The sequence below is a fragment of the Nonomuraea sp. NPDC050790 genome (assembly GCF_044456745.1).
In the GTDB taxonomy this organism is placed as follows: domain Bacteria; phylum Actinomycetota; class Actinomycetes; order Streptosporangiales; family Streptosporangiaceae; genus Nonomuraea.
Genome location: NZ_JBITGF010000008.1, coordinates 383,844 through 404,267, shown reverse-complemented (window position 1 = coordinate 404,267; position 20,424 = coordinate 383,844). Strand labels below are relative to the sequence as shown.

The 20,424-nt window shown below is 71.2% G+C and carries 18 protein-coding genes; 8 read left to right on the top strand and 10 right to left on the bottom strand.

The genetic code is table 11. The features are described from left to right. Positions 1-54 precede the first annotated feature (54 nt). Positions 55-1,893: an AMP-dependent synthetase/ligase gene (locus tag ACIBEJ_RS38080; protein WP_397187791.1), complete on the bottom strand. Its 1,839-nt coding sequence runs from the start codon at positions 1,891-1,893 to the stop codon at positions 55-57. A gap of 150 nt (positions 1,894-2,043) precedes the next feature. Between ACIBEJ_RS38080 and ACIBEJ_RS38075 the strand changes: the two genes are divergently transcribed. Both ACIBEJ_RS38075 and ACIBEJ_RS38070 read left to right on the top strand, forming a co-directional pair. Beyond that, positions 2,044-3,531: a peptide MFS transporter gene (locus ACIBEJ_RS38075; protein WP_397187790.1), complete on the top strand. Its 1,488-nt coding sequence runs from the start codon at positions 2,044-2,046 to the stop codon at positions 3,529-3,531. A 10-nt stretch (positions 3,532-3,541) separates the two neighbouring features. Continuing rightward, positions 3,542-4,165: a trimeric intracellular cation channel family protein gene (locus ACIBEJ_RS38070; RefSeq protein ID WP_397187789.1), complete on the top strand. Its 624-nt coding sequence runs from the start codon at positions 3,542-3,544 to the stop codon at positions 4,163-4,165. Between the two features lie 95 nt (positions 4,166-4,260). Here ACIBEJ_RS38070 and ACIBEJ_RS38065 read toward each other — a convergent pair whose 3' ends face one another. The 4 genes from ACIBEJ_RS38065 to ACIBEJ_RS38050 are packed head-to-tail and all read right to left on the bottom strand — an operon-like array spanning position 4,261 to position 8,237. Then, positions 4,261-5,067 carry a carbohydrate ABC transporter permease gene (locus tag ACIBEJ_RS38065; RefSeq protein ID WP_397187788.1) on the bottom strand — a complete coding sequence of 269 codons (807 nt, stop codon included), beginning with the start codon at positions 5,065-5,067 and terminating at the stop codon, positions 4,261-4,263. Continuing rightward, a complete protein-coding gene (locus ACIBEJ_RS38060; RefSeq protein WP_397187787.1) occupies positions 5,064-6,047 on the bottom strand; it encodes a carbohydrate ABC transporter permease in 984 nt (327 codons plus the stop codon). The genes ACIBEJ_RS38065 and ACIBEJ_RS38060 overlap by 4 nt, the downstream gene beginning before the upstream one ends. Before the next feature lie 4 nt (positions 6,048-6,051). Further along, positions 6,052-7,275 (bottom strand): extracellular solute-binding protein, encoded by a 1,224-nt coding sequence (locus tag ACIBEJ_RS38055; protein WP_397187786.1) that lies wholly within the window; start codon positions 7,273-7,275, stop codon positions 6,052-6,054. After that, positions 7,272-8,237: a LacI family DNA-binding transcriptional regulator gene (locus ACIBEJ_RS38050; protein ID WP_397187785.1), complete on the bottom strand. Its 966-nt coding sequence runs from the start codon at positions 8,235-8,237 to the stop codon at positions 7,272-7,274. The genes ACIBEJ_RS38055 and ACIBEJ_RS38050 overlap by 4 nt, the downstream gene beginning before the upstream one ends. Positions 8,238-8,326: 89 nt before the next feature. Between ACIBEJ_RS38050 and ACIBEJ_RS38045 the strand changes: the two genes are divergently transcribed. Continuing rightward, a complete protein-coding gene (locus ACIBEJ_RS38045) occupies positions 8,327-10,531 on the top strand; it encodes a glycogen debranching N-terminal domain-containing protein (RefSeq protein WP_397187784.1) in 2,205 nt (734 codons plus the stop codon). Positions 10,532-10,557: 26 nt separating this feature from the next. On the opposite strand, the gene ACIBEJ_RS38040 is transcribed toward ACIBEJ_RS38045, so the two are convergent. Both ACIBEJ_RS38040 and ACIBEJ_RS38035 read right to left on the bottom strand, forming a co-directional pair. Then, on the bottom strand, positions 10,558-11,415 hold the full coding sequence (locus ACIBEJ_RS38040) for a VOC family protein (protein ID WP_397187783.1): 858 nt from the start codon (positions 11,413-11,415) through the stop codon (positions 10,558-10,560). Positions 11,416-11,461: 46 nt separating this feature from the next. Next, positions 11,462-12,247, bottom strand: coding sequence for an isocitrate lyase/phosphoenolpyruvate mutase family protein (locus tag ACIBEJ_RS38035; RefSeq protein ID WP_397187782.1), 786 nt, complete (start codon positions 12,245-12,247; stop codon positions 11,462-11,464). A 186-nt stretch (positions 12,248-12,433) separates the two neighbouring features. Between ACIBEJ_RS38035 and ACIBEJ_RS38030 the strand changes: the two genes are divergently transcribed. From ACIBEJ_RS38030 to ACIBEJ_RS38015, 4 genes are all read left to right on the top strand, one after another. Then, complete coding sequence (locus ACIBEJ_RS38030) at positions 12,434-13,621, top strand: RtcB family protein (RefSeq protein ID WP_397187781.1); 1,188 nt, start codon at positions 12,434-12,436, stop codon at positions 13,619-13,621. A 31-nt stretch (positions 13,622-13,652) separates the two neighbouring features. Then, the gene (locus ACIBEJ_RS38025) at positions 13,653-14,558 is read left to right on the top strand and encodes a GNAT family N-acetyltransferase (protein WP_397187780.1); all 906 of its coding nucleotides are present in this window, start codon (positions 13,653-13,655) and stop codon (positions 14,556-14,558) included. A gap of 19 nt (positions 14,559-14,577) precedes the next feature. Continuing rightward, positions 14,578-15,567, top strand: a complete 990-nt coding sequence (gene moaA, locus ACIBEJ_RS38020) for a GTP 3',8-cyclase MoaA (RefSeq protein ID WP_397187906.1) — start codon at positions 14,578-14,580, stop codon at positions 15,565-15,567. Positions 15,568-15,727: 160 nt separating this feature from the next. Beyond that, the gene (locus tag ACIBEJ_RS38015; RefSeq protein WP_397187779.1) at positions 15,728-16,519 is read left to right on the top strand and encodes an NTP transferase domain-containing protein; all 792 of its coding nucleotides are present in this window, start codon (positions 15,728-15,730) and stop codon (positions 16,517-16,519) included. A gap of 293 nt (positions 16,520-16,812) precedes the next feature. Here ACIBEJ_RS38015 and ACIBEJ_RS38010 read toward each other — a convergent pair whose 3' ends face one another. Continuing rightward, positions 16,813-17,091: a DUF3099 domain-containing protein gene (locus ACIBEJ_RS38010; protein ID WP_397187778.1), complete on the bottom strand. Its 279-nt coding sequence runs from the start codon at positions 17,089-17,091 to the stop codon at positions 16,813-16,815. Positions 17,092-17,225: 134 nt separating this feature from the next. Between ACIBEJ_RS38010 and ACIBEJ_RS38005 the strand changes: the two genes are divergently transcribed. After that, positions 17,226-17,438: a dodecin gene (locus tag ACIBEJ_RS38005; RefSeq protein ID WP_397187777.1), complete on the top strand. Its 213-nt coding sequence runs from the start codon at positions 17,226-17,228 to the stop codon at positions 17,436-17,438. Positions 17,439-17,488: 50 nt separating this feature from the next. Here the strand turns inward: ACIBEJ_RS38005 and ACIBEJ_RS38000 are convergent, their stop codons facing one another. Both ACIBEJ_RS38000 and ACIBEJ_RS37995 read right to left on the bottom strand, forming a co-directional pair. Continuing rightward, on the bottom strand, positions 17,489-18,856 hold the full coding sequence (locus tag ACIBEJ_RS38000; RefSeq protein WP_397187776.1) for a metallopeptidase TldD-related protein: 1,368 nt from the start codon (positions 18,854-18,856) through the stop codon (positions 17,489-17,491). Next, complete coding sequence (locus ACIBEJ_RS37995) at positions 18,856-20,349, bottom strand: TldD/PmbA family protein (RefSeq protein WP_397187775.1); 1,494 nt, start codon at positions 20,347-20,349, stop codon at positions 18,856-18,858. The genes ACIBEJ_RS38000 and ACIBEJ_RS37995 overlap by 1 nt, the downstream gene beginning before the upstream one ends. Between the last annotated feature and the right edge of the window lie 75 nt (positions 20,350-20,424).

Sequence of the window (20,424 nt, the reverse complement as noted above, 5' to 3'; positions counted from 1 at the left end):
GAACCATCCGGTAATGACCAGGGGTCGGACACACGCCACCAACGGCAAAAGCCGTCAGTCCCCGTAAAGCCCCTCGATGACGTCGGCGTACTTGGCGTGGATGACGCGCCGCTTCAGCTTGAGGCTCGGCGTGAGCTCCTCCGTCTCGGCCGTCCACTCGCTGCCGATCAGCGCCCAGCGCTTGACCTGCTGCACCCGGGCCAGCTTGGCGTTGGCCGCCTCCACGGCCCGCTCGACCTCCTTGAGCACCTCGCCGTTCTGCGCCAGCTCCGCCAGCGAGGAGAAGTCGATCCCGCGCGCCTGCGCCCAGCCGGGCGCGAGCTCGGCGTCGAGCGTGAGCACCGCCACCGGGTGCGGCCGGTTGTCGCCGTAGGCCAGCGCCTGGCCGATGAGCGGGTGCTCCTTGAGGTGGTTCTCGATGTTGGCGGGGGAGATGTTCTCGCCGCCCGCCGTGATGATGAGCTCCTTCTTGCGGTCCACGACCCGGACGAAGCCGTCCTCGTCGATCGAGCCGATGTCGCCGGTGCGCAGCCAGCCGTCGGCGTCGATCAGGGCCGCGCTCTCCTCGGGGCGGTTCAGGTAGCCGGCGGTGTTGAGCGGGCTGCGGGTGAGGATCTCGCCGTCCTCGGCGATGCGGACCTCCACGCCGGGCTCGGCCCTGCCCACGGTGCCGAGCTTGTAGTCGACCGGGCTGTTGCCGGTGAAGGCGCCGGTCGTCTCCGTCATGCCGTACACGTCGATGACCTTCAGGCCGAGGCCGGCGAAGAAGCGCTGCACCTCGTCGGGCAGCGGCGCGGCGCCGGTGGCGGTCCACTTGGCCTGGTCGAAGCCGATCATCGCGCGGACGATCGACAGCAGCGCCTGGTCGGCCTGGTCGTAGGCGGCCTGGATCTCGGGGGTGATCGTGCCGCCGTGCTGGCCGGCCTCGACGTAGGCGACGCCGGCGGCCATGGCCTGGCGTACCTGCTGCTGCTGCTCTTCCGGCTGGGTGGCGAGGACGGCCTGCAGGCGCGCCATCATCTTCTCCCACACGCGCGGCACCCCGAAGAACATCATCGGCCGGACCTGCCCCAGCGTGGCGCCGAGGTTGGCCAGGTCGGTGCAGAAGTGCACGTGCGAGACCTTCAGCAGCGGCAGGTAGAGGCTGAGGACGCGCTCGGCGATGTGCGCGTAGGTGAGGTAGCTGATCTGCGTGCCGTGGACCGGCAGCGTGGTGAGGCGGTCGGTGGAGGCCACCTCGTAGAAGACGTTGCGGTGGGTCAGGGGCACGCCCTTGGGCATGCCGGTGGTGCCCGAGGTGTACAGGACGGTGACGGTGTCGTCGGCGCCGACGGCCTGGCAGCGGGCCTCGGCGGCGGCGCGGTCGGCGGCCAGCGCGCGCTCGCCGAGCGCCAGGAACTCCGCCCATGACAGGAAGCGGTCGTCGCCCTCGGGCGTGCCGTCCAGCATGATGATCCGCCGCAGGTCCGTGAGCCGGTCGAGGGCCGGCATCCAGCGCTCCAGGTCGGCGGGCCCGCCCAGCACCGCGTAGCGCGCGCCCACGTCGGCGGCCACGAAGGCGATCTGCTCGGCGGCGAAGGTCGAGTAGATGGTGCAGCCGACGCCGCCCGCGTGCACCGCTCCAAGGTCGGCGAGCACGTGCTCGCTGCGGTTGACCATCATCAGCGCGACGGCCTCGCCGGGCTCAAGGCCGAGCTCCGCGAACGCCGCCGCGATCGTCAGCACCCTCTCGCGCGCCTCGGCGTAGGTGAGCGTGCGCCAGCCGTCGCCGTCGGGGTCGGAGTAGGCGGGGGAGTCCGGATGGTCCGCGGCCACCTGTCTGAGCTGCTCGCACACGGTGCGGCCGGCGATCTGGGACTCGATCTCGGCCCGCACCTCAAGGACTTCGGCCATGCGCCCGCCTCCAGTCAGCAATCACTTGCACGAGTGGGATGCATCGCACCACACGCCGGGGGTAGCGGCAAGACCCTCTGGGACAGCTTCCGGTCATTGGTCACGTAGAGTGTTGGATCACATGCATTACGTGTCGTTCGGGGGGCGCGCATGAGTAGCGGCGGCAGGACGTTCTTCGGCCATCCATGGGGGCTGGCCACCCTGTTCGGCACCGAGATGTGGGAGCGCTTCAGCTGGTACGGCCTGCGCGCCATCCTGGCCACCTTCCTTGCCGCCTCCCCGGCCACCGGCGGCCTCGGCCTGACCGAGGAGACCGCCCAGGCCGTCGTCGGCGTCTACGGCGCGCTCATCTACCTCGTCGCGCTGCCCGGCGGCTGGGTCGCCGACCGCATCCTCGGCGCCCGCAGATCGGTGTTCTGGGGCGGCTTCGTCATCATGCTGGGCCACATCAGCATGGCCATCCCGGTCCAGGGCCCGGTCTTCATCGCGATCGGCCTGCTGCTCATCATCACCGGCACCGGCCTGCTCAAGCCCAACATTTCCGTGATGGTCGGCAAGCTCTACCCCGAGGGCGACGACGGCCGCCGCGACTCCGGCTTCTCGCTGTTCTACCTGGGCATCAACCTCGGCGCCTTCTTCGCCCCGCTGGTCGTGGGCTGGCTGGCCGCCGGCGACCGCTGGCACCTCGGCTTCGGCGCGGCGGCGGTCGGCATGGCGCTCGGCCTGGTGCAGTACACCCTCGGCCGCAAGCAGTTGCGCGGCGTCGGCGACCGGCCGGGCGAGCCGCTGACCCCGCGCGAGCGCACCAAGGTCGTGCGGCTGACGCTGGTCGGCGTCGTCGGCGTGCTGGCCCTGCTGGCCCTCTGGATCGCCACCGGCACCTTCGACCTCGACCGCTTCACGCTGGTCGTGACGATCGTCATCCTGGTCGTGCCGATCGCCTACTTCATCTACGTGCTGCGCGGGCCCCACGAGCTCACCGCCGACGAACGCTCCAAGATGAAGGCGTACATCTGGCTGTTCATCGCCGCCGCCATCTTCTGGATGATCTACGATCTGGCGCCGAGCAAGCTGCTGTTCTTCGCCCAGAACAACACCGACCTCAGCCTGTTCGGCGTCCCGATCCAGGCGGCCACGACCCAGTCGTTCAACCCGCTGTTCATCATGATCTTCGTGCCGGTGTTCGCGGCGCTGTGGCTCAAGCTCGGCAACCGGGTCAGCACGCCGCAGAAGTTCGCGTTCGCGCTGATCATGGTCGGCCTGAGCTTCGTCGTGATGGCGCTGGCCGCCAAGCTCGCCGAGAGCGGCAAGGTCAGCGTGTGGTGGCTGGTGCTGGTCTACCTCATCCAGGTCTTCGGTGAGCTGTCGCTGAGCCCGGTCGGGCTTTCGGTCACCACGAAGCTCGCGCCCGCGGCCTTCAAGGGCCAGATGCTCGGCGTCTGGTTCATCGCCGTCTCGGTCGGCGACGCCGTCGGCGGCCAGACCGGCAGGCTGAGCAGCGTCATGTCGGACACCACGTACTACCTGGTGCTGGCCGCGATGGCGATCGTCGCCGGGCTGGCGTTGTTCATGTTCGTGCGCAAGCTGAGGGAGATGATGGCCGAGCACGATACGCCGACGATGCCGCCGATCCGGTAAAACATCCACCGTGTCCGAAATTCTCGACCTGGCCGGAATCTTTGTCTTCGCCCTCACCGGGGCGCTCATGGGCGTCCGCAAGCGGCTGGACGTGGTCGGGATGGCGGTGCTCGCCGAGATGACCGCGCTGGGCGGCGGCGTCGTGCGCGACCTGATTCTCAACGTGCGGCCCGCCGCCTTCCAGAGCCTCGGCTACGTCCTGGTGCCGCTCGCGGCCACGGTCATCGTCGCCTTCTGGCACCCGCACGTGGCCAGGGTCATGCCCGCGATCATGATCCTCGACGCGGCGGGCCTCGGCCTGTTCTGCGCGGTGGGCACCGAGAAGGCCCTGGAGTACGGCCTGTCCCCGCTGCACGCCGTCCTGCTCGGCGTGACCACGGCCGTCGGCGGCGGCATGCTGCGCGACCTGCTGGCCGGCGAGATCCCGACCCTCCTGTACGACCGCCAGCTCTACGCCGTGCCGGCGATGGTCGGCTCCGCCGTGATGGCCGCCCTGTACGTCTACGACCTGCACGGCTGGCCCGCCACGCTGGCGGCCGCGGTGATCGCCTTCGGCCTGCGCATCGCCGCCATGAGGTACGGCTGGCGCGCCCCCCTGGCCCGAGGCGTCCGCTCTTCCTCCTCCTCCGACTGACAGTTCGCAGGATCGCCCGAACGGACCTCGACGCCGACGACCCCGACGACCCCGACGACCGCAAGCGACCTCGGCGAGCGGGGGCGTCGGGACGTCTAGCCCTTCTCCGCCCCCTCGTTCCGGCCACGGACGAAGTGGCGCTGGAAGAGCACGAAGATGATCGCGACGGGGATGGTCGCCAGCAGCGCGGCGGCGAGCTTGAGCGGGAACTGGGTGCCGCCGCCGAGCGAGCCGCTCACCAGGTCGGCCAGCCCGCGCGGGAGCGTGAACAGCGCCGGATCCTGCACGGCGACGAGCGTGTGCGGGAACTCGTTCCACGCGCTCTGGAACGACAGGATCGTCAGCGTGATCAGCGCGGGCCGCGACATCGGCAGGACGACCGACCAGAAGACCCTGAACGTCCCCGCGCCGTCGAGGCGGGCGGCCTCCTCGACGCTGCGCGGCACCGACTCGAAGAACTGCTTCATCACGAACACACCGGTCGCGTCGGCGATGATGGGCAGGATCAACGCCAGGTAGGAGTCATACATCCCGAGCTGCTTCAAGACCAGAAATTTCGGGATAAAAAGTACGACGCCGGGCACGGCCATCACCGCGACGATCGCCGCGAACAACCCGCGCCGCCCCCGGAACCGCAGCCTGGCCAGCGCGTACCCCGCCATCGAGTCCAGCAGTACCCGCCCCAGCGTGAGCACCACGGTGACCAGCAGCGAGTTCGTCAGCCAGATCGGCATGTCCGTGCCGAAGAACACCCGCTCGAAGGCCGACAGCGTGACGGGGTCGGGGACGGGGGAGAGCGGGTGCGCGGCGGCGTCGGGGTCGGTCTTGAAGGAGTTGGCGATCTGGATGACGAACGGGTAGACGAAGGCGACGGACAAGACGATCAGGACGAGGCGCCTCATGCCCGGCGCTCCCTCATGATCCAGCGCTGGAGCAGCGTCAGCAGGACGATGATCAGGAAGAGCACGAACGAGATCGCCGTGCCCGCGCCGTAGTCGAAGTCGCGGAAGGCCGTGCGATAGGACAGGAACGCCGGGGTCAGCGTGGTCTTGGCGGGGTCGCCCTGGCTCATCACGTAGATCTGGTCGAACACCTGCCAGGTGCCGATCAGCCCCAGCGTCAGCACGAGGAACATCGTCGGCTTCAGCAGCGGCAGCGTCACCCGCAGGAAGCGCTGCGCGCGCGAGGCGCCGTCGATCATGGCCGCCTCGTCGAGCGTGCCCGGGATGTTCTGCAGGGCCGCGAGGAACATGAGCATGAACGTCCCCGACGTCGTCCACACCACCAGCGCGATGATCGCGCACATCGCCACGCTCGGCCCCGACAGCCACTCCCACCAGGTCAGGCCAAGCAGCTCGTTCCCGGTGAGCGCGGCGGGCGGCGTACCGATCAGCAGGTGGATCACCCCGCGCGGATCGGAGAACCACTGCGGCCCGTTCACCCCCAGGAACGCCAGGACCTGGTTGACCGCCCCTGAGTTGGTGAACAGGAACAGGAACACCACGCTGATCGCCACCGAGCTGGTCACCGACGGGAAGTAGAACGCGGTCCTGAAGAACGTCGCGCGCCTGTTCACCGCCAGCGCGAGGAACAGCGCCAGCGCCGTCTGCAGCGGCACGACCGCCGCGACGTAGTAGACGTTGTTGCGGATGCTGGTCATGAAGTTCTCGCGGGCCAGGCCGTCCTCGGTGAACAGGCGCGCGTAGTTCTCCCCGCCCACGAACGGCACGCCCGCCCGGAACGGGCTGCCCTGCCCGTTCCACCCGGTCAGGCTCACCCAGAGCGCCATCAGGATCGGCAGCAGCAGGAACAGCCCGAGGACCGCCACCACCGGCGCCACGAACAGCCACCCCGCGAGGTTCTCCCTGGTACGGCTGCGCATGACGTCAGCCGAGCGCGCTTTCGGTGTTCTTCTGGAGCCTGGCCAGGATCTCCTTGGGCTCCTGAGCGGCGAGCTGCTGCAGCGAGGTGTCGAAGTCGGACAAAACGCTGTCCATCTTGGGGGCGTTCACCGGCCCCTGGGCATAGGCGGCGCCCTCGACGAACGCGCCGTCGCCGGGGAACTCCTTGAGGTAGGCGTCCTTGGCCGACTGCCGCGAGGGCATGACGCCGAAGCCCTTGGCGAAGACCATCTGCTGGTCGGCCTTGGTCATCGCCTCGACGAACGAGATCGCCGCCGCCTTGTGCTTCGACTTCGCGGCGATGCCCCAGCACTGGGTGAACGACAGCGTGCCCTTGCCCTTGGGCCCCGCGGGCAGCTCGTGCACGGAGAAGGCGACGTCCGGGTAGTCGGCCGTCATCGCGCCCTTGATCCAGTTGCCCTCGATCGTCATCGCGGCCTTGCCCTTGCCGAACGCCTCGCCGCCCCACTCGGCGTCCAGCGCCCTGGCGAACCGGATGCGGTCGTCGGCCAGCAGGTCCTTGACGTACTTCAGCGCGGCCAGGTTCTCCGGGCTGTCGCCGGTGGCCCGCCGGCCGTCCTGGCTGGTGATCCAGCCGCCGGACTGCACCATGAAGACGCCGAGCCGGTCCCGGGTGTCGCCGAGCGTCAGCGGCGTCACGCCCTTGATCTTCTTGGTGACCGCGGCGAGCTCCTCCCACGTGGCGGGCACGTCGCCGGCGGTCAGGCCGTTCTTCTTCCACAGCTCGTCGTTGACCACCAGGGCGAGCGTGGAGAAGTCCTTGGGCACGCAGTAGAAGGCGCCGTCGTAGGTGAACGTCTCGCGCAGGCTCGGGTAGAAGTCCTGGGCGTCGGAGATCTTGTCGCCGTAGGGCTCCAGGGCGCCCACGCTGGCGTAGTCGGCGAAGCGCGAGGCGTCGACGTAGAACACGTCGGGCGGGTCGCTGCCCGCGAACGCCTGGCCGAGCTGGTGGTGGATGTCCTGCGCCGGGGTGACGGCGGCGGTGTTGCCGCTGGCCTTGGCCCAGGTCTCGGCGGCCTGCTTGACCGCGTTCGTCTCGGCGTCGCCGGAGGAGGCCATCAGGACCCGCAGCGCGGCGGGGCCCTCGCTCTGCTGCGCGGGCGCCGCCCGCTGGTCGTCGAAGCCGCTGCCGCAGGCGGTGACCGACAGGAGTACGGCTGCCGCCGCCGGGATCGCGAGGCGTTTCATGGGCGGGGTTCCTTCCGGATGACCAGGGAGGGGGTGAGCAGCACGTGCGTGGCGGCGGGCCGGCCGGACAGGCGGCCGGTGAGCAGTTCCACGCAGCGCGCGGCGGCCTCGGCGAGGGGCTGGCCGAGGCTGGTGAGGCCGACGGCGGCGGCGACCGGGGTGTCGTCGAAGCCGACCACGGCGGAGAGCACTTGCAGGGCGCCGAGCGCCACGGAGTCGCTGACGCAGACCAGGGCCGTGGCGCCGCGACCGGCCAGCTCCCGGGCGGCCGCCTGGCCCTGGGCGCTCGAACCGTCGGTCTCCAGCGCGAGGCCGTCGCCGAGCCCTTCGGCGGCCAGGGTCCTGGACCAGCCGGCCCGGCGGTCGTCGCCGACGCCCGAGCCCGCCTCCCAGCCGATGAAGCCGATCCTGCGGTGGCCCTGGGCGAGCAGGTGGCGGGTGGCCGACTCGGTCCCGGCGGCGCCGTCGACGTCCACCCACGGATGGACCGCCGCCGGGGCGCCCCACGGCCGGCCGAAGGTGACGAACGGCAGGTCGCGCTCGGCCAGCCAGGAGGCGCGCGGGTCGCCGTGGTGGGTGCTGGTCAGCACGAACCCGTCGGGCTCGAACTCGCCCAGCAACTCGTCGATCGTGGCGATCTCGGCGCGGTCGTCGGCGGCGGCGTAGAGCAGCACCCGGTAGCCGGAGGCGGCGGCGGACTCGGTGAGGCCGTGCAGGAAGCGGTCGAAGACGTTCATGCCGTCCTGGGTCGCCTCGATCCGCACGGCCAGCAGGCGCGAGCGTCCCGTCCGCATCTGCCGGGCCGCGGCGCTCACCCGATAGCCGAGGGTCTCGACGGCCGCGAGCACACGCTGCCGGGTCTCCTCCTTGACCACTTCGGGAGAGTTGAGCACGTTCGACACCGTCTGGCGGGACACGTTGGCCTGCCGGGCCACATCGGCGATCGTCGCCTTTTCCGCCATTTATGGCCTTTCTATGGGTTTGATCGATCCAAAAGGCTTATGAAAGGATTAGATCGTTCAAGTAAACGGAGTGTCAAGGGGGCCTCACCGTGCACGACCACCGCCTGCAACCGCTGCTGCACGACCTCGTCAGCACCGTCATGGCCCCCACCAGCGCCCTCAGCGGCGCGGACGGCCAGATCAGGCGCGCCGGCGTGCAGGGGCTCTTCCACGCCGACGCCCGCGTGCTGTCCGAGGCCACGCTGGAGATCGACGGACGCGAACCGGAGCCGATCGGCCACGCCGTGCCGTCGCCGGGGGTCGCGCGCTTCGTGTCGCTGGCGCGCTGGCTGGGCGACCCCGGCGCCGACCCGACCGTGCGGGTGGAGCGGGTGCGCCGGGTGACGCCGGGCGCGATGGCCGAGGAGATCACCATCGCCTCCACCGCCTCGGCCCCCTTCACCTGTACGGTCACCGTCACGCTGGCCGCCGACTTCGCCCCCGTGGACGTGGTCAAATCGGGCGGCGGCGCCGTACCCCTGAAGCCCGAGCACACCGGCGGCACGCTGACCTGGCACTCCGGCAAAACCCGCGTAACCGCCACCACCACCCCCTCCTCTTCCACCCCGGCCCCGGCCTCCTCCTCCGCTCCTTCCTCGGGGGTCGTCTTCACCTCCTTCGCCCCTGCCCCGAACGCGGCCTCCACCTCTTCATCGGAGGTCGTCCTCACCTCCTCGCCCTTCTCCGACGACGACGGCGACAACGACAACGGCGGCGGCGAGGGCGATGGTGGCGGGCAGGCGGGGGTGGGGGTGCGGTGGCGGGTGGCGGTTGCGCCCGGTGAGCGGGTGCGGCTGGGGTGGGAGCTTGCCGTCGCCGATCCGCGTGCGGTCGTGGCGGCTCCGGTGGGCGCGCGCGAGTGGAGCAGGCCCGAGGTCGAGGCCGACGACGCCCGCCTGGTACGGCTGGCCCGCCAGTCGCTCGACGACCTGGAGTCCCTGCGGCTCACCGTGCCAGGAGCCCCGGGCGAGACGTTCCTGGGCGCGGGCGTGCCCTGGTTCCTGACGCTGTTCGGCCGGGACAGCATCTGGGCCGCCCGCATGATGCTGCCCCTCGGCACCGCCCTGGCAGGGGGCACGCTGCGCGTCCTGGCCCGCCACCAGGGCGTCAAGACCGACGCCACCTCGGGCGAGGCCCCCGGCAAGATCATGCACGAGCTGCGCGGGAACGGGTTCACCCTCACCAGCGGGCTGCGCCTGCCGTCCACCTACTACGGCACCATCGACGCCACCCCGCTCTGGATCGCCCTGTTGCACGACGCGTGGCGCTGGGGCCTGCCCGAGCGGGAGGTGGCCGGCCTGCTGCCCGCGCTGGAGGCCGCCCTCGGCTGGCTGGAAACCGACGGTGACGCCGACGGCGACGGCTTCCTGGAGTACCTGGACGCCGGCGGCCGGGGCCTGGCCAACCAGGGCTGGAAGGACTCGGGGGACGCCGTCCGCTTTCGCGACGGCTCGCACGCCGCGCCGCCGATCGCCCTGGCCGAAGTTCAGGGGTACGCGCACGAGGCGGCCCTGGCCGGGGCGGCGCTGCTGGAGGCGTTCGGCCGTCCGAGGGCCGGGCGCTGGCGGGACTACGCCGACCGGCTGGCCACCCGCTTCCGTGAGCGGTTCTGGGTGGACGGCGGCTACCCCGCGCTCGCCCTCGACCGCGACAAGCGCCCCGTGGACGCGCTGACCAGCAACATCGGCCACCTGCTCGGCACCGGCCTGCTGACGCCGGAGGAGGAGGCGCGCATCGCCCGGACGCTGGCCGATCCCGCTATGTCCGGCGGTTTCGGACTGCGGACGATGTCGGCGGGCGACGCCGGGTTCAGCCCGCTGTCCTACCACTGCGGCTCCGTCTGGACGCACGACACCGCCATCGTGATCGCCGGCCTGGCCCGCACCGGACACGGAGCGCCGGCCGCCCATCTGGCCGAGGGACTGCTGGAGGCGGCGGAGACGTTCGGGTACCGGTTGCCCGAACTGCACGCCGGGGATGACCGGTCGCTGATGGGACGGGCGGTGCCGTACCCGGCGGCCTGCCGTCCCCAGGCGTGGTCGGCGGCTTCGGCGATCGCCATCCTGCACGCCGCGATCGGGATTTATCCGGATGTCCCGGGCGGGCGGGTGCTGGTGCGTCCGGGCGCCCCGCTGGGCGCGCTGACCGTGCGGGGGCTGCGCGTGGCCGGGGCCCCCGTGGACGTGACGACCGACGGCACCGGCCCGGCCCGCCTCACCGGACTGCCCGGGGACCTGCGCGTCGAAAGGCTCTAGCCCGTCCGAGAGCCTGCGCGAGGGCTCTAGCCGCCCTGCCGGAAGATGATCGTGCTGCCCAGCGCCGCCTGCGCGGGGACGAAGATCTCGCCCGGCCCGGTTCTGACGACCGGGACGCCGTTGCCGTTCAGGAACCGCTCGGTGGCGGCGAGGTCGCCCACCGACACCGCGTAGGCGGCGAAGGCGGGAAGGGCGGGCGGTCGCTCGCCCGGCAGCAGCCGGGGCAGTTCCGGGGCGGTCACGATCCTGACCCCGGCCCAGTCCCGGTAGCGGGCCCGCGCCGCGGGCAGTTCCGCCCCGGCGACGCACAACACGCACTCCACCAGCGCCCGCGCGCCGTTGGCGTGCTGGACGGGCAGGGCGGCGGAGTCCCGGCCGTTCTCCGCGAACCCGACCCTGCCCTCCGGCAGGGGCCCGGTGAGCTCCAGGTAACGGGCGGGCTCCATCGCGGTGCCCGAGGCGGTCTCGACCGGCCGCTGGATGGCGTGCACCCCGCCGTGCCCGACACCCTCGGCGGAAAGCCGCGCGGCGACCGCGTCCAGGTCGCCGGTGCCGGCGATCACGATGTGCAGCCCCTGGAACCGCTCCAGAAACGCCCCGACGGCCACGGATGCCGCCCGGATCGCCGCCTCCAGCCCGGCCCGCCGCTCCTCGGGCACCCGCAACGGGATCGGCCGCGCCTCGTCCGGCCGCCCGTCGATCGCCGCCACCAGCTCGACGAACCCGCCGGTCAGATACACATGCGCGTTCGCCACCCCGAACGGCTCCGCGACGCCGGGCAGCACGGGATAGGCGGCCGGAGCGACCGTGAACCCGAGCTGCCGATACCGCAGCGCCGCCGCCGCCAGGTCACCGACGACATGTCCCACGTGATGCAGACCCACGACACACCTCATTTCAGGAGCTGACTCCTAAATGAGAGTACACATTCTATTTGTAGAGCGCATTCATCTCGTCGTAGGCCAGCCCACCCGCCGTGGCGTCGTAGCGACCCGTCTCCAGCAGTTCCGTGGTCGCCCTGGCAGCCAGGCCGTAGGCGGCCTGCGCGACAGCCGCGCCCAGGCTCACCCGCGCCACCCCCGCAGCGGCGAACTCCGCCACCGTGGGCGCCCCGGCCCACGCCATCACCGCGACCGGCAACGGCCCCGCCGACAGCTCGGCCAGCGCTGCCAGATCGACCAGTCCGGGCACGAACAGGCTGTCCGCCCCGGCCGCCGCGTAGACCTCGGCGCGTTGCCGTACCTCCTCAAGCCGCCCGCTTCCGGCGAGAAAGACGTCGGTACGCGCGTTGATCCACACGCGCACCCCCAGCCGGTCGGCCGCGGCACGGGCGGCGGCGAGCCGTTCCGCCTGCTCGGCGGGGTCGAGCAGGCCGGCCCCGATGCGGTCCTCGAGATTCACCCCAACCGCCCCGGCCTGGACGACGGCGGTCACGGTCGCCTCGACCGAGTCGTAGCCCGCCTCGATGTCAGCCGACACCGGCAGCCCGACGGCGCCCGCGATCCGCTCGACGACGGCGGCGACACGCTCGGCCCCGAGATCCGCCCCGTCCGCGACCCCGAGCGACCAGGCGACCCCGGCACTGGTGGTGGCGATCGCCTGGGCCCCGGCCGCGGCGATCGCCACGGCCGACCCCACGTCCCAGGCGTTGGGCAGCAGCAGCGGCGCCCCGGGACGATGCAGCCCGGCGAAGATCTCAGCCTTGGAACTCGTCATGCCCCGGAGGCTACGCACCCCGGCCGCGCACGACTGGCTGGAATCGGACCTCATCCCCCCGTGGCCATGAGGAGCGCGAACCGCCCGTCCGGCCCGCGAGACGGCCGGTAAATGGGTTGCCCGGTCCTGGGTAGGTCTGGCGTTATTGATCTCGTTCGGGATGTAGCCGGAAGGAGGCGATACGAGATGACGTACAACGAGGTGACCGGCACCCGCCGGCCGATCAGGATGTGGGCGGAGCCCGAGTCCGTCGATCCGCAGGCGATGCTTCAACTGCGCAACGTGGCGAACCTGCCGTGGGTCCACGGTGTCGCCGTCATGCCGGACGTGCATCACGGCAAGGGCGCGACGGTCGGCTCGGTCGTGGCGATGAAGGACGCCGTCTCCCCGGCCGCCGTCGGGGTGGACATCGGCTGCGGGATGACCGCGGTCAAGACGTCCTACAAGAGCTCGCAACTGCCCGACAACCTGGCGTACCTGCGCGGGAAGCTGGAGCAGGCGGTGCCGGTCGGCTTCGGCCACCACAAGCTCCCCGTCGACCCCGATGGGATCAACGCGCTGAAGACGGCCGGGTGGGCGGCGTTCTGGAAGGGCTTCGACGAGCTGGCGCCGCAGGTGCACGCCCGCCGGGACCGCGCGCAGGTCCAGATGGGCACGCTCGGCGGCGGCAACCACTTCCTGGAGGTCTGCGCGGACGACGAGCAGTGGGTGTGGGTGGTGCTGCACTCCGGTTCGCGCAACATCGGCAAGGAACTGGCCGAGCACCACATCGGCCTCGCCCGCGGCCTGTCGCACAACCAGGGCCTGGTCGACCGCGACCTGGCGGTCTTCCTCGGCAGCACGCCGGAGATGGACGCCTACCGGCGCGACCTGTTCTGGGCCCAGGACTACGCCCGCCGTAACCGCGCGGTCATGATGGGCCTGGTCTGCGACGTCCTGACCCGCCACCTGCCCGGCATCGCCTTCGACGCCCCCATCTCCTGCCACCACAACTACGTCTCGGAGGAGAGGTACGACGGGGTGGACGTGCTGGTGACCCGCAAGGGCGCGATCCGGGCGGGCAGCGGCGAGCTGGGCATCATCCCCGGTTCGATGGCCACGGGCACCTACATCGTGAAGGGGCTCGGGAACGAGGCCGCGTTCAACTCGGCCTCGCATGGCGCGGGCCGCAAGATGAGCAGGACGAAGGCGAAGAAGACCTTCACCGTGAAGGACCTGCGGGAGCAGACGTTCGGGGTGGAGTGCCGCAAGGACGCGGGGATCGTGGACGAGATTCCCGGGGCCTACAAGGATCTGGAGTCGGTCATGGCGGCGCAGACCGATCTGGTGAAGGTGGTCGCGCGGCTGCGCCAGCTCATCTGCGTCAAGGGGTGACGTCCCGAAATTCTCTGACTAGAGTCAGAGAATGGACGGAACGCTCGTCGAGCGCGTGCGGCGCTTCAACCGCACGGTCACCCAGCGCGTGGGCGCGCTCGAGGACGCCTTCCTCTCCAGGGGACGTCCGCTCGGCCAGGCCAGGGTGTTGTGGGAGATCGGGGCGGCGGGCAGCGAGGTACGCCTGCTGCGCGCCCGCCTCGACCTCGACTCCGGGTACCTGAGCCGGATCCTGCGGGCCCTGGAGGCCGACGGGCTGGTGGTCGTGGAGAGCGACGCGGGCGACGCGCGGGTGCGCCGGGCCCGGCTCACCGAGCGGGGGCGGGCCGAGCGGGCGGAACTCGACCGGCGCTCCGACGAGCAGGCGGCCTCCATCCTGCTGCCGCTCGACGGCGGCCAGCGCGCACGGCTGGTCGCCGCCATGACCGAGGTCGAACGCCTGCTGGTCGCCTCCATGGTCGAGGTGGCGGTGACCGACCCGCGTCACCCCGACGCCCGCTACAGCCTGGGCGAGTACTTCGCCGAGCTGGGCAGGCGCTTCCCCGGGGGGTTCGACCCCGGCCGCGGCATCCCGGCGGGGGAGGAGGAGCTGACGCTGCCCAAGGGGCTGATCGTGGTGGCGACTCTGCACTCCGACCCGGTCGGCTGCGGGGCGCTCAAGCTGCATGGCGACAGCGCCCACCTCAAGCGGATGTGGGTGTCGCCGGCCGTACGCGGGCTCGGGCTGGGACGGCGGCTGCTGGCCGAGCTGGAGGCGCGCGCGGCCGAGCACGGGGCGAGCACGGTCCGGCTGGAGACGCACGCGGCGCTCGCCGAGGCCAAGCGGCTCTACCAGACGGCCGGATACACCGAGGTGAGCCGCTTCAACGAGGAGCCCTACGCCCACCACTGGTTTGAGAAGACCCTGAACGGCGATGCGCCGCCGGGCGTGCCGTAGGGTGTGCCACATGACCCCGATGCTCAACGACTCCTACGGGAGGGTGGCGACCGACCTTCGGGTGTCCCTGACGGACAAGTGCAACCTGCGCTGCACGTACTGCATGCCGCCCGAGGGCCTCGACTGGCTGCCCAACGCCAAGTTGCTGACCGCCGACGAGATCGTCAGGCTCGTCACGATCGGGGTGGAACGCCTCGGCATCACCGAGGTCCGCTACACCGGCGGCGAGCCGCTGCTGCGCCGCGAGCTGCCCGACATCGTCGCCCGCACGACCCGGCTGAGCCCGCGCCCGCAGGTCTCGCTGACCACCAACGGCATCGGGCTGGCCCGCCTGGCCCCCGCGCTGGCGCAGGCCGGGCTCGACCGGGTGAACGTCTCGCTGGACACGCTGGAGCGGGAGACGTTCAAGCGCCTGGCGCACCGCGACCGCCTCGCCGACGTCCTGGACGGCCTGGCCGCCGCCGAGGACGCGGGGCTGCGGCCGGTGAAGGTCAACGCCGTGCTCATGCGCGGCATCAACGACCACGAGGCGCCCGCGCTGCTGCGCTACTGCCTGGAGCGCGGCTACGAGCTGCGCTTCATCGAGCAGATGCCGCTCGACGCCCAGCACGGCTGGACCCGCGACAACATGATCACCGCCGACGAGATCCTCGCGATGCTGTCGCCGGTCTTCGAGCTGACCCCGGACGACCGCGAGGAGCGGGGCAGCGCGCCCGCCGAGCGCTTCCTGGTCGACGGCGGTCCGGCGCGGGTGGGCGTGATCGGCTCGGTGACGCGGCCGTTCTGCGGCGCGTGCGACCGGGTGCGGCTGACGGCCGACGGACAGGTGCGCAACTGCCTGTTCGCGCGCGAGGAGTCGGACCTGAAGACGGCGATGCGCGCGGGCGCGTCCGACGACGAACTGGCCGCCCGCTGGATCGCCGCCGTGGCCTCCAAGCGCCCCGGCCACGGCATCGACGACCCGGCGTTTCTCCAGCCCTCGCGGCCGATGTCCGCCATCGGCGGCTGATCTCTCTCTCCGTTACGGCACAGCCGCCCCCACCCCCGCCCGCCGTCGCGGGCGGGCGGCCTCGGGCGATGGCCGGCAGCCGGACGTGGCCGCGCGCCGCTACACCGCCCCCAGACCGGCTGGGTGGGACATCGGTGATCTCGGCCGTTACCTTGGCTGGGTGGCGTATGACGCGGTGATCCTCGCCGGAGGCGCGGCAAGGCGGCTCGGCGGGGTGGACAAGCCAGGACTGACCGTGGGCGGGCGCTCGCTGCTGGAGATCGTGGCGGCCGCCGTGCCCGATGCCGGGCGGGTGGTCGTCGTGGGCCCGGAGCGTGCCGCCCCTCGGGCTCTGTACGTCCTTGAGGAGCCGCGTGGCGGTGGCCCTGTGCCCGCGCTGCGTGCGGGACTGGCCGAGGTTCTCGCGCCCTGGGTGGCGCTTCTGGCGGGCGACATGCCCCTTCTGCGGCCCGCGCACGTCGCCGCCCTCCTCCGCGCCGCCCTTCCCGGGGCCGGGGCGGTTCTGGTGGACGACGAAGGGCGGGAGCAGTGGCTGGCCGGGGTCTGGCGGGCCGATCCGCTCCGGGAGGCCCTGGACCGGTACTCAGGACGGTCGTTGCGCGGGGTGCTCGGGCCCCTGGAACCCGTTCGGGTGGCGCTGGCCGGGCGGCCCTGGTTCGACTGCGACACTGAAGACGATCTCGAGGAGGCTCACATGAACGTGCTCACCGAATGGACGGCTCTGGTCTGCAAGGAGCTCGGCATCGACCCGGCCCGGGTGGACCGGGACCTGATCCTGGACCTCACCAAGGAGGTGGCGCACGGGGTCGCCAGACCGGCGGCGCCGCTGACCGCGTACCTGCTCGGTCTGGCCCAGGGGGCGGGCACCGCGCCCGAGGACGCCGTGGCCCGGCTGACCACGCTGGCCGGCAACTGGGCCCAGGCCACAAGGGAGACCTTGACCGACGAGTGACACTCTGGCGAACTCCCTGTGTCAACCCGTGACCGAACCTGAAGATTTCCTGTGAATTTCGCGCACCGACGGGTCGTAAACGATTTCGGGAAAGCAGACCTACCCGCTGAGCGGGGGCAATGAGGTCTTCTGAGAAAAGGGCGAAGCCGGGTGGTTACGGGGGCAAACCACCCGGCTTCGCTTCATCGGCGTTCCGACGGGGGCCCGGAACGCCGGCACCAGCACTCCGACGGGGGACCGGAGCGCTTGGCTAAAGCGTACACCTACAACCCGTGGGATGCGTCAAGACTTAGTCACGACCCGATCTCGCGTCGGTGCAGGGGTATCTCGCTTTGGTTAGCCTCCGGTGTGTGAAAGGTAGGAGGCGGGGCGTCCTTCGACCTCTCATTGGCTCCGATTACGGCTATGTACGGCAAAAAGACGGCACCGGCGATGAAGAGCAGCCGGTACGGCCAGGGAACCGGCACCACGACCGCCAGGATGAGGCAGAGCGTGCGGATGCCCATCTTGATGAAGTAGCTGATCTCGCGTTTGCGCACGTCGTCCGAGAGCGACGGCTGCGCGTCCGTCACCTGGTGGACCTGCTTGCGCGTACGCCACCCCCTCATACCACCCACGGTAGACCTCGGAGGTGAAGGGCGCGACGGGGCGCCGCCGCCGGAGTGAGGGTCATGCGATCATGGCTTTCGAGTAAGAGGAGGCGGAGATGACGGATCGAACGTATCGGGTGACCGAGATAGTCGGGACTTCGGGGGAGAGTGTCGACGAGGCCATCCGCAACGGCATCAGGCGGGCCTCGCAGACCCTGCGCCACCTGGACTGGTTCGAGGTGACGGAGATCAGGGGCCACATCGACCAGGGCGAGGTCGCGCACTTCCAGGTCGGGATGAAGGTCGGCTTCCGCCTGGAAGACGCGTGAGCGGGGCCCTGGACCCGCCTCCGGCGTCGTCCAGGGCCCCGCACTCGCGCTCAGCTCGCCTGGCTGACCGTCGACATGTTGAAGTCCGGCACCCGCACCGGCGGCATGACCGCCCGCGTGAAGTAGTCGTTCCACTCGCGCGGCAGCGTCTGCTCGGCGGCGCCCGCCTCGCTGATGCGGCCCAGCAGGTCCACCGGGCTCTCGTTGAAGCGGAAGTTGTTCACCTCGCCGACGACCTCGCCGTTCTCGACCAGGTAGACGCCGTCCCGGGTCAGGCCGGTGACCAGGAGCGTCTGCGGGTCCACCGTGCGGATGTACCACAGGCACGTCAGCAGCAGGCCGCGCTCGGTCGAGGCGATCATCTCGTTGAGCGACCTGCCGCCGTCACCGCTCATGATCAGGTTGTCGATGTCGGGCGTGACGGCCAGGCCGCTCAGCTCCGCCGAGTAACGGGTCTGGCGCAGTGCGGCGAGCGTGCCGTCCGCGACCCACTCGGTGGCCGCCAGCGGCAGCCCGTTGTCGAACACCGAGCTCTCGCGCCCCGCCGAGCGGGTCACGACGAACGGCGCGCAGGCGATCCCCTCCGCGGCCGGGTCGCTGGCCAGCGTCAGCGGCAGCGGCGCCAGCCGTTCGCCGACACGGGTGCCGCCGCCGCGCTTGGAGTAGACCGTGCGGCCGTCCAGCGCGTCCCTGGCCCCCGCCGACCAGTAGGCGTAGATCATGAGGTCGGCGACCGCGCTCGGGGGCAGCAGCGTCTCGTAGCGGCCCGCGGGCAGGTCCACGCGGGTCTTCGCCCACTCCAGCCGCATCGCCAGCGAGGCGTCGAGCGCGGCCACGTCCACGTCGGCGAAGTCGCGCGTGGCCACGCCCGTCCAGGCCGAGCGCTTGAGGTCGGCCGACTTGGCGTTGAGCTCCAGCCTGCCGGTCGGCTGGTCGTGGCGCAGCCGCAGGCCCGTGGAGGAGCCGAGGAAGGTCGAGGTCAGCGTGTGCTCGGCGAAGCCGTACAGCTTCCTGCCGCCCGCCTCGGCGGCGGAGAACGCCTCGCCCAGCGCCGGCGCGAACGCGGCGAAGACCCCGATGTCGGTGGGCGTGACCGGGTCGTCCCAGTGCGCGCTCGCGGGCACGCCCGACACCAGCGGGCGGGCGTCCTCGGCGGGCTGCGCCGCGCGCGCCGCCGCGTCTGCCGCGGCCACCACGTCGGCGAGCTGCTCAGGACGTACGGCCGCGCGCGAGACCACGCCCACCCCCTGCCCGGCCACCGAGATCACGGTGAGCTGGGCCGAGCGGGCCACGCCGTTGGTCGTCAGGGTGTTGCCCGCGAAACGCAGGTTGGCCGTGGAGCCGTCGTCGACCACGACCATGCAGTCGTCGGCCTCGGAGAGCTTCAGCGCCCGCTCAACCATCTCCTGGGGAGTCATCACTTGCCACCCTCCTGGACCGTGTTGAGGATGCGGACGCCGCGGAACAGCGCGGACGGGCAGCCGTGGCTGACCGGCGCGACCTGGCCGGGCTGGCCCTTGCCGCAGTTGAACGCGCCGCCGAGCACGTAGGTCTGGGGGCCGCCGACGGCCTCCATCGAGCGCCAGAAGTCCGTCGTCGTGGCCTGGTAGGCGAAGTCGCGCACCTGACCGGCCAGGGCGCCGTCCTCGATCCGGTAGGCCCGCTGGCCGGTGAACTGGAAGTTGTAGCGCTGCATGTCGATCGACCAGCTCTTGTCGCCCACGATGTACAGGCCGCGCTCCACCCGCGAGATCAGCTCCTCGGTGGACGGGCCGTCGGGGGCGGGCTTCAGCGAGACGTTGGCCATGCGCTGGATCGGCATGTGGCCGGGGGAGTCGGCGAAGGCGCAGCCGTTGGAGCGGCCGAAGCCCTTCATCAGCGCCATGCGCCGGTCGAGCTGGTAGCCGGCCAGGATGCCGTCGCGCACGATGTCGAAGCTCTGGCCCGCCACGCCCTCGTCGTCGTAGCCGATCGTGGCCAGGCCGTGCTCGACCGTGCGGTCGCCGGTGACGTTCATGGCGGGGGAGCCGTAGACGAGCTCGCCGAGCTGGTCGAAGGTGGCGAAGCTCGTCCCCGCGTACGCCGCCTCGTAACCGAGCGCGCGGTCGAGCTCGGTGGCGTGGCCGATCGACTCGTGGATCGTCAGCCACAGGTTCGACGGGTGGATGACCACGTCGTGGTCGCCCGCCTCGACCGACGGCGCGGCCAGCTTCTCGGCCAGCAGCTCCGGAAGCTGCGCGAGCTCGCCCGCCCAGTCCCAGAACGTGCCCGTCAGGTACTCGTAGCCGCGCCCCACCGGCGGCGCGATCGTCGACATGTCGTCGAAGCCCTGCTCGGAGGACTTCATGGCGTTGAGAACGGGGTGCAGGCGCACCCGCTGCTGCGTGGTGGAGGTTCCGGCGCTGTCGGCGTAGAACTTCTGCTCCTTGACCTGCAGCAGCCGGGCCGAGACGTGGTCGGCGCCCTTGAGCAGCCCCGCCGACCACTCGGCCAGCAGCGCGACCTTGTCGGCCTGCGGCACCTCGAACGGGTCCACCTCGTACGGCGAGACCCAGGTGAGGCCGGAGTAGACCGGTTCGGGGGCCAGCTCGATCGGCTCCCTGTTGATCGGCGCGCTCACCTCGGCCACCCGCACCGCCTGCTCGGCCACCCTGGCCGCGGCTTCGGGGGTCAGGTCGATGCCGGAGGCGAAACCCCACGTGCCGCCCTTGACCACGCGCACCGCGAAGCCGAGGTCGTCGGCGTCGACGGCGCCTTCGAGCCGCGTGTCGTAGAGGCTCAGGGACTCGCCCCTGATGCGTTCTAGGCGGAAGTCCGCGTGCTCGGCGCCCAGGTCACGGGCACGTTGCAGGGCGGCGTCCGCGAGCTGCCCGAGCGGCAGCGCGAGGAAATCAGGGTCGATTTGACGCATGTCAACGATCCTAACCCTGTGATCTTGTACGCCCTGGACAAGCGCATACCAGCCGGTAGCAGATAGCGTCAGGTC